The 9036-nt window shown below is 64.2% G+C and carries 8 protein-coding genes; all 8 read left to right on the top strand.

The window, feature by feature from the left end; genetic code table 11:
• Positions 1–287 (top strand): 50S ribosomal protein L19 (gene rplS, locus K2W81_RS09635; protein ID WP_294103731.1); only part of this gene is annotated, 287 nt, incomplete at its 5' end.
• Between the two features lie 115 nt (positions 288–402).
• Positions 403–1755: a pyridoxal-dependent decarboxylase gene (locus tag K2W81_RS09630; RefSeq protein ID WP_294103730.1), complete on the top strand. Its 1353-nt coding sequence runs from the start codon at positions 403–405 to the stop codon at positions 1753–1755.
• Positions 1756–2003: 248 nt separating this feature from the next.
• Complete coding sequence (locus K2W81_RS09625) at positions 2004–4193, top strand: DPP IV N-terminal domain-containing protein (protein ID WP_294103732.1); 2190 nt, start codon at positions 2004–2006, stop codon at positions 4191–4193.
• Positions 4194–4263: 70 nt separating this feature from the next.
• Positions 4264–5295, top strand: coding sequence for an aspartate-semialdehyde dehydrogenase (locus K2W81_RS09620; protein WP_294103728.1), 1032 nt, complete (start codon positions 4264–4266; stop codon positions 5293–5295).
• Positions 5296–5299: 4 nt separating this feature from the next.
• Positions 5300–5836 carry an RES family NAD+ phosphorylase gene (locus tag K2W81_RS09615; RefSeq protein WP_294103726.1) on the top strand — a complete coding sequence of 179 codons (537 nt, stop codon included), beginning with the start codon at positions 5300–5302 and terminating at the stop codon, positions 5834–5836.
• A gap of 1 nt (position 5837) precedes the next feature.
• Positions 5838–6281: a GFA family protein gene (locus K2W81_RS09610; RefSeq protein WP_294103724.1), complete on the top strand. Its 444-nt coding sequence runs from the start codon at positions 5838–5840 to the stop codon at positions 6279–6281.
• A complete protein-coding gene (locus K2W81_RS09605; protein ID WP_294103722.1) occupies positions 6278–7033 on the top strand; it encodes an alpha/beta fold hydrolase in 756 nt (251 codons plus the stop codon). Before K2W81_RS09610 ends, K2W81_RS09605 begins: the two co-directional genes overlap by 4 nt.
• Before the next feature lie 55 nt (positions 7034–7088).
• Positions 7089–8900, top strand: a complete 1812-nt coding sequence (locus tag K2W81_RS09600; protein WP_294103720.1) for a M2 family metallopeptidase — start codon at positions 7089–7091, stop codon at positions 8898–8900.
• Positions 8901–9036: the final 136 nt, after the last annotated feature.

Raw genomic sequence — 9036 nt, 5'->3', positions numbered from 1 at the left:
CGCTGAAGGTCGGCGTGAAGGTCGTCGAAGGCGAGCGCACCCGCGTCCAGAATTACGAAGGCGTGTGCATCGCGCGCTCGAACAAGGGCATGGGCAGCAACTTCACCGTGCGGAAAATCAGCTTCGGCGAAGGCGTCGAGCGCGTCTTCCCGCTCTATTCGCCCAACATCGATTCGATCGAAGTCGTCCGCAAAGGCATCGTGCGGCGCGCGAAGCTCTATTATCTGCGCGGTCGTCGCGGCAAGTCGGCGCGTATCGCCGAGCGTCGCGATACCAAGGGCGAATAAGCTCTTCGTCAGAATTGCCGAACGGCCGTCCCGTACATCGGGGCGGCCGTTTTCGTTTGCGGCGTGGAGCGGCTTGGCTAGACAGCGCAGCATTCCAGCAACGCCGGAGCTGCAAATGGACGAACTCGATCTGATTGCTGATGCCGATGCTCGCGCCAATGCCTATCTGGGGGGCGTGGCGACCCAGCGCGTGTACCCCGATGCCGATGCGCTGGCGGCGCTGGTGAAGTTCGACGAAGCGCTCCCCGACCAAGGGCAAGACGCCGAGGCGACGCTCGCCCTGCTCGACGATATCGGCTCGCCCGCAACGGGGGTGTCGAACGGGCCGCGTTATTTCGGGTTCGTGATCGGCGCAGCCCTCCCGGCGGCGGCAGCGGCCGAGCGGCTGATGCTGGCGTGGGACCAGTGCGCATCATCGTTCGTCAACTCGCCGGTTGCCGCCACCGTCGAGGCAGTGGCCGCCCGCTGGGTGCTCGACATTCTCGATTTGCCACGTGGCAGCGCCGTTGGCTTTGGCACCAGCGCCACGGCCTGTACGATCGCCACGCTATCCGCGGCGCGGCAGAAACTGCTTGCGCGGGCGGGGTGGGATTTTGCGCAGGACGGGTTGATCGGTGCGCCCGAGATCAAGGTAATCGTGTCGGCGAGCGTCCACATCACCGTGCGCAAGGCGCTGCGGGTGCTGGGTTTCGGCATGGCGCGGCTGATCGTCGCGCCGGTGGATGGGCAGGGGCGGATCGACCCTGCGCAGTTCCCCGCGCTCGACGACCGCACGATCCTGTGCCTGCAGGCGGGCGAGGTGAATAGCGGCGCGTTCGATGATTTCGCGACGATCATCCCGCGCGCGAAAGCCGCTGGCGCGTGGGTGCACGTCGATGGCGCGTTTGGGCTATGGGCACGCGCCTCGTCGCGCCGCGCGCTGACCGAGGGTGTCGAGCTCGCCGATAGCTGGACCACCGACGGGCATAAATGGCTCAACACGCCCTATGACGGCGCAATGGCAATCTGCGCCGATGCCGATGCGCTGGCAGTCGCGATGAACAGCGATGCGACTTATGCGACCGCGTCGACGGATGCGCAGAAAAACCTGACGATGGAGTTTTCGCGCCGCGCGCGCGGGGTGCCGATCTGGGCGGCGCTGCGGTCGCTCGGGCGCGACGGGATCGCGGCAATGATCGACCGCCACTGCGACCAAGCCGCGCGGCTCGGGGAGCGACTGCTGGGCGGTGGGTTCGAGGTGCTTAACGATGTCGCGATCAATCAGGTGCTGGTGCGCGGGGGATCGGATGCGGCGACCGACGCGATCCGCGAGCGTGTTACGGCCAGCGGCTCGTTCTGGTTTGGCCCGACTGTGTGGCAGGGACGGCCTGCGTTCCGCCTCAGTGTTTCGTCATGGCGGACCGGAGATGCCGATATCGAGGCGCTGGCGGAGGCGCTGATTGCGGCGCGGGTCGCGGTCGAACGGTAATCAACACCACCTCGCTCCTCCCGTTGATGTCGAGCGAAGTCGAGACACGGTCGCTTCGCTTGGCGCCCCCCCCTCGACTTCGCTCGGGACGAACGGTGGGAAGGGGACGGGGCGGATTTTCAAGCCCCTTTACGCCAGCGCTTCACCCCGCAATAACGCGCCAGCTGCCGCCGTTCGTGCGCGCGAAAAATCGGGACTGGAGATGGCGTGTGATCAAGGCTTTGGGCGTCGCTGCATTGGCGGCTGGCATGCTGCTGACTTCGGGAGCACCCGCCATGGCCGCTGACACGCCGCAGAAGCTCACGCTCGAACGCCTGTTCGCCAGCCCCGACCTGTCGGGTTCGCAGCCGCGCGGGCTGAAGCTGTCGCCCGACGGCAGCCTGCTCACGTCGCTGCGCCCGCGCGCCGACGAGAAGGAGCGGTTTGATCTGTGGGCGCTCGACACCAAGACCGGTCGCGAATGGATGCTCGTTGACTCCAAGGCCATCGGCTCGGGCGCCGAACTTTCCGAAGCCGAAAAAATGCAACGCGAGCGTGCGCGGATCGGCGGGTCGCGGGGCATTGTTGCCTATGACTGGACGCCCGATGGCAAGGCGATCCTCGTGCCGCTCGACGGCGACCTGTTCCTCGCGCACCTCGACGGCAAGGTCGACCGGCTGACCAACAGCCCCGAGGGCGAGCTCAATCCCGTCGTCAGCCCCAGGGGCGGCTATGTCAGCTTCGTGCGCGAACAGAATCTTTTCGTCCAGCCGATTGGCGGCGCCGCGCCATGGATGGCGACCCAGAGCGGCAAAGGCACGGTCCATTGGGGCGAGGCTGAGTTCGTGGCGCAAGAGGAAATCGACCGCCGCACGGGCTATTGGTGGTCACCCGACGAAAAGCTGATCGCGGTCGAGAGGTTCGACGAAGCCACTGTTGGCATCGTCACGCGCGCCGCGATTGGCGCGGATGGCACCAAGGTGGTCGATCAACGTTATCCCGCCGCGGGCACGCCCAATGCGCTGGTCGAGCTTTACGTGATGAAGCCCGATGGCAGCGCCTCGGTAAAGGTCGATCTCGGCAGCAATCCCGATATCTACCTCGCCCGCGTCGACTGGACGCCCGACGGCAAGACCTTGCTCGTCCAGCGCCAGAGCCGCGACCAGAAGACGCTCGACATGCTGAGTGTCGACCCCGCCACGGGCAAGGCCAGCGTGCTGTTTACGGAGAAATCGGGCGACCGGAGCTGGCTCAACCTGACCGATGCGTATCAGCCACTGAAGGACGGGTCGCTGATTTGGCGCTCGGAGCGGACGGGCTTTGGCCATCTCTACCATTTCAAAGGTGGGCAGTGGACCGCGCTGACGAGCGGCAACTGGGTCGTCCAGGACATCGCCGGGATCGACGAAGCCAAGGGCCGCATCTTCTTTACCGGCAACAAGGACGGTGTCCTCGAAAAGCACCTCTACGCCGTCGATATTGCCAAGCCCGGCCAAGTCACGCGGCTGACCGAGGCGGGTTGGTGGAACGGCGCGACGATGGATGGCGCCGCGAGCCGGATCATCGTCGCGCGGTCGAACCCGACCCAGCCGACCCAGCTCTACCTCGCCGACGCGACCGGCAAGCGGCTGCGCTGGATTAACGAGAATGCGCTGAAGGAAGGGCACCCCTATTTCCCGTTCCTCGCGCAGCATCAGGAGCGCAAGTTCGGCACGATCAAGGCCGATGATGGCACCGAACTCTTCTGGGAAATGATCACGCCGAAGCTGGAGCCGGGCAAGACCTATCCCGTTTTCTTCCAGCATTATGGTGGCCCCGGCGCGCAGCAGGTAACGCATGCGTGGAATGGCGCGCTGCCGCAATATCTGGTGAGCCGCGGTTATATCTATTTCCAGATCGATAATCGTGGCTCGATCAATCGCGGCAAGGCGTTTGAGGATCATATCTATCACGCCATGGGCAGCGTCGAAGTCGCCGATCAGCTTGCGGGTGCGGGCTATCTCAAGACCTTGCCGTTCGTCGATGCGAAGCGGATCGCGATCAATGGCTGGTCCTATGGCGGCTATATGACGCTGAAAATGCTCGAAGCCGCACCGGGCGTGTTCGCGGCGGGGATTTCGGGCGCGCCGGTGACCAAGTGGGAGCTTTACGACACGCACTACACCGAGCGTTACCTCGGCGACCCGCGCACTGATCCGGCCAGCTATGCAAGCTCGGGCGCGCTGGCCGATAGCGCGAAGATCACCGATCCGCTGCTGCTGATCCACGGCATGTCCGACGACAATGTCGTCTTCACCAACTCGACCGCGTTCGCGGCCAGGATGCAGCACGAAGCGCGTCCGTTCGAAATGATGTTCTACCCCGGCCAGACCCACCGCGTCGGCGGCCCCGGCATCAGCGCGCACCTGTGGACGACGATCCTCGATTTCCTCGACCGGCGGATGCCTGCGAAGAAATAGCGCCTGATACTGGACAAAGCGGGCAGGGGGCCTAAGTCAGCGCCAACACAGCATCGGCAAGGGTAAAGAGATGAGCGGGTATCGGGTCGTGGTCGCAGGCGCGACGGGCAATGTCGGGCGCGAGATGCTCAACATCCTCGCCGAGCGCGAATTTCCGATCAGCGAGTTGGCGGTGGTCGCCTCATCGCGCAGCCAAGGCGACGAGATCGAGTTCGGTGACACTGGCAAGATGCTCAAGGTGCAGAATATCGAGCATTTCGACCCCGCCGGCTGGGACATGGCGTTGTTCGCGATCGGCAGCGAGGGATCGAAACTCCACGCGCCGCGCTTTGCCGCGGCTGGCTGCACCGTGATCGACAATGCCTCGCTCTACCGGATGGACCCCGATGTCCCGCTGATCGTGCCGGAAGTGAATCCACAGGCGATCGACGGCTATCAGCGGCGCAACATCATCGCCAATCCCAATTGCTCGACCGCGCAGATGGTCGTCGCGCTCAAGCCGCTACACGATTACGCCACGATCAAGCGCGTCGTCGTCTCGACCTATCAATCGGTATCGGGCGCGGGCAAGGCGGGGATGGATGAGCTGTTCGAACAGAGCCGCAACATCTTCGTCGGTGACTCGGCAGAAGCGCACAAGTTCACCAAGCAGATCGCGTTCAACGTGATCCCGCACATCGACAGCTTCCTCGACGACGGCTTCACCAAGGAAGAGTGGAAGATGGTCGTCGAGACCAAGAAGATCCTCGACCCCAGGATCAAGGTCGTCGCCACATGCGTGCGCGTTCCGGTGTTCGTCGGCCATTCGGAAGCGATCACGATCGAATTCGAGAATGAGATTTCGGCCAAGAAGGCGCAGAGCATCCTGCGCGAGGCGCCGGGCGTGATGCTGGTCGATAAGCGCGAAGATGGCGGCTACGTCACCCCGGTCGAATGCGTCGGCGAGTACGCCACCTTCGTCAGCCGGGTGCGCGAGGACCCGACCGTCGACAATGGCCTGGTGCTGTGGTGCGTGAGCGACAACCTCCGCAAAGGCGCGGCGCTCAACGCGGTGCAGATCGCCGAGTTGCTCGGGCGGCGGCATTTGAAGAAGGCGGCGTAATCGCTTGGCGGGGTCGACGATCCCGCTGCTGACGATCTCGGGTCGATTCTACCGCGCGATCCTCGCCAGCCGCGTCGAAGGCGTGCTTGCCCCGCCGGGACCGGCGAGCGCGGGGCGCTATCACCGGCTCGGCCAGCCAGCCCTCTACCTGACCTGCGATCCCGAATGGGCCTATATCGCGGTGTCGGGTTACATGCGCGAGGATGGGTTGCCTCGGGTGATCGTGCCGCTTGAGCTGGGCGAGGCTACGGTGTTCGATCAGCGTGATGCGGCGGCATGCGTGGCGCTAGGCATCGACCGCGAGGACTCCAACGCGAACTGGCGTTTGTTACTCTCGGCCGGTCGCGAGCCGCCATCGTGGCATAATGCCGATGCCGCGCGGGCCATTGGCGCCGACGGCATCATCGATCGTTCGCGGCATATCCCGGACGGGTGGCACGTGACACTCTTCCGGTGGAACACCCCCGGCGCGCCGTCGGTAAGCGTTGCCGGAGACCCGATTCCCGCTATCCTGAGCAATAGCGATCAGCACTGGGGGTAGGATGAGCGAGTCGATCGAGACCGTTACTGGTGGCTGCCAGTGCGGGAGTATCCGGTACTCAGCACAGATAGAGAACCGCCAAGCCTATCTCTGCCACTGCCGGATGTGCCAGCGCGCGACGGGCGGGGTCGCGGCGGCCTTCATCGGCGTCCAGAAGGCGAGCGTTGCTTGGTCGACCGAGCCCGATTGGTATGCCTCCTCACCGATTGCGCAGCGCCCTTTTTGCGCAAGCTGCGGCACACCGCTCGGGTTCGCCTATCCTGACTCACCCAAGATGGACCTGACCGTCGGCAGCCTCGACGATCCCTCGGGCTTCGTGCCCGTCAGCCATTTTGGCGCCGAGACGATCAACGAAGCCTGGCTCGACACAAGCGCCTTGCCGCGCGATCGCGCCGACGACTATCCCTCGCTCGTCGCGCGCTGGGAAAAGGCGAAGAGTGAATGACCGACTTGCCACTGCACCGCTTCGCCAGCTTCGACGGCGCCGAGATCGTCTGGCGCGAGACCGGGGAGGGGCGCCCGGTGGTCATGCTCCACGGGTTTTTCTCGGACGCGCAGACCAACTGGATCAGATACGGCCACGCCGCCGCCATTGCCGCGCGCGGCTTTCGGGTGATCATGCCCGATCTGCGCGCGCATGGTGACAGTGCCAAGCCGAATGACGCCGCTGCTTATCCCCCCGATGTGCTCGCGACCGATAATCTCGCGCTGGTCGCGCATCTGGGTCTCACCGACTATGACTTGGTCGGTTATTCGCTCGGTGCACGCACGAGCTTGCGGATGCTGATCATGGGCGCGACACCGCGCCGCACGGTCATCTCCGGCATGGGCTATCAGGGCACGATCGATGCCCAGCGACGCGGCGACTTCTTCCGCCGGGTGCTGACCGAAATCGGCAGTTTTGAGCGTGGGACGCCCGAATGGTTTGCCGAGGCGTTTCTGAAGACCAGTGGGGGCGATCCCAAGGCGCTGGTCCATATCCTCGATACATTCGTGTCGAGCACCGATGTCGAGCTGGCCGCGCTCAGTCGGCCGATCCTGATCCTGTGCGGTGAGGATGATCAGGATAATGGCTCGGCACAGGAACTCGCCCAAGCCTTGCCCCAAGCGCGCTATCAGGCGATCCCCGGCAATCACATGAGCGCGGTGGCAAAACCCGACCTCGGCGGAGCGATTGCGGCTTATCTCGCCGCTTGACCCTGACGGCGCGGGCTGCTCACTGTCGCGCCAACAGACCATCAAGGGGATAGCCATGATCCGCCATTTCACCGCCGCATCGGCACTCGCCGTTGTGCTTGCCGCCAGCCCGGCGCTCGCCGCGCCCGCGCCGACGCTTGCCGATGTCGATGCCTTCCTCAAAACTGCTGAGACGAAGCTCGACGCAATGGTGCTTGAGGCGGGGCGGATCCAATGGATCAACGCGACCTACATCACCGACGATACCGATGCGCTCGCGGCGAAGAACAGCGCCGAACTCACGGAATATCAGGTCAAGCTCGCGCTCGATGCGGCCAAGCTGCAGAAGGTCGCGGGGCTGTCGCCCGACCAGAGGCGCAAGCTCGATCTGTTGCGCGGCGGCATCACGCTGCCGGCACCGACGACGGCGGGCGCTGCCGATACGCTCGCGACGCTGTCGACCAAAATGGCGTCAGCTTATGGCAAGGGGAAGGGGACGCTCGACGGCAAGCCGATCAATGGCAGCGACATCGAAGCCGCGATGGGCACGATCCGCGATCCCGCAAAGCTCCAGGAAATGTGGGTGAGCTGGCACGACAATGTCGGCGCGCCGCTGCGCGACGATTATGCGCGGGCGGCGGGCATCGCCAATCAGGGCGCGCGCGAGCTCGGCTATAAGGACGTCGGCGCGATGTGGCGCTCGGGCTATGACATGAGCCCCGAAGAGTTTGGCGCGCTGACCGACAAGCTGTGGAAGGATGTAGAGCCGCTCTACAAGGCGCTGCACACCTACACCCGCGCGAAGCTCAATGAAAAATATGGCGACATGGTGCAGCCCAAGACCGGGCCGATCCGCGCGGATCTGCTCGGCAATATGTGGGCGCAGGAATGGGGCGACATCTATGATCTGGTAGCGCCCAAGGGAGCGGGCGAGCTGGGTTTCGACATCGGTGCGCTGCTAGCGGCACGCGGTGACGATCCGGTCAAGATGGTACGAATCGGTGAGGGCTTCTATACCTCGCTCGGCCTTGCGCCGCTGCCCGAAACCTTCTGGACGCGCTCGCAGATCACCAAGCCCGCCGATCGGGAAGTCGTGTGCCATGCCTCGGCCTGGGATATCGACAATCAGGACGATCTGCGGATCAAGATGTGTACCAAGGTGAACAGCGGCGATTTCGTCACCATCCACCACGAACTCGGCCATAATTATTACCAGCGCGCGTACAAGGCGCAGCCGTTCCTCTACAAGAATGGCGCGAACGACGGCTTCCACGAGGCGATCGGCGATTTCGTCGCGCTGTCGATCACGCCGCAATATCTCGTCGACATCAAGCTGCTCGATCCCGCCAAGGTGCCGAGCGAGGACAAGGACATCGGCTTGCTGCTGCGGCAGGCGATGGACAAGGTCGCGTTCCTGCCGTTCGGGCTGCTCGTCGACAAATGGCGCTGGGGTGTGTTTTCGGGCGCGATCAAGACCAACGATTATCAGGCCGCGTGGAACGCGCTGCGGCTGCAATATCAGGGCATCGTCCCGCCGGTCGAGCGCGACGAGACCAAGTTCGATCCCGGCGCGAAATATCATATCCCGGCGCAGGTGCCCTACACCCGCTATTTCCTCGCGCGGCTGCTTCAGTTCCAATTCTACAAGGCGGCGTGCGATCAGGCCGGGTGGAAGGGGCCGCTCCACCGCTGCTCGTTCTTCGGCAACAAGGAGGTTGGCGCGAAGCTGAACGCGATGCTCGAACTCGGCCAGTCGAAGCCTTGGCCCGACGCCCTGGACGCTTTCACGGGTAGCCGCGACATTTCGGGTGCAGCAATGGCCGAATATTTCGCGCCGCTGAAGGCGTGGCTCGACGAGCAGAACAAAGGGAAGTCGAGCGGCTGGTGATCGCGCCGTTGCATCCGCCGCGCGCCCATGCTAGCGGCCCGCCCTTCCTCAGGCTGGTCGGAACCAGCCATTTATGGAGCTTACCCCGATGGCCAAGAAGAACATCCACCCCGAATATCACTTCATTACCGTCCAG

The sequence above is a fragment of the Sphingomonas sp. genome (genome assembly GCF_019749955.1).
Taxonomy (GTDB): domain Bacteria; phylum Pseudomonadota; class Alphaproteobacteria; order Sphingomonadales; family Sphingomonadaceae; genus Sphingomonas.
The sequence above is the reverse complement of the archived record's forward strand: the minus strand, read 5'-3'. Positions and strand labels throughout refer to the sequence as shown.

Coding starts and splice junctions, on each gene's coding strand:
- K2W81_RS09630 (WP_294103730.1), top strand. CDS start 403: ATGGACGAACTCGATCTGATTGCTGATGCCGATGCTCGCGCCAATGCC.
- K2W81_RS09625 (WP_294103732.1), top strand. CDS start 2,004: ATGCTGCTGACTTCGGGAGCACCCGCCATGGCCGCTGACACGCCGCAG.
- K2W81_RS09620 (WP_294103728.1), top strand. CDS start 4,264: ATGAGCGGGTATCGGGTCGTGGTCGCAGGCGCGACGGGCAATGTCGGG.
- K2W81_RS09610 (WP_294103724.1), top strand. CDS start 5,838: ATGAGCGAGTCGATCGAGACCGTTACTGGTGGCTGCCAGTGCGGGAGT.
- K2W81_RS09605 (WP_294103722.1), top strand. CDS start 6,278: ATGACCGACTTGCCACTGCACCGCTTCGCCAGCTTCGACGGCGCCGAG.
- K2W81_RS09600 (WP_294103720.1), top strand. CDS start 7,089: ATGATCCGCCATTTCACCGCCGCATCGGCACTCGCCGTTGTGCTTGCC.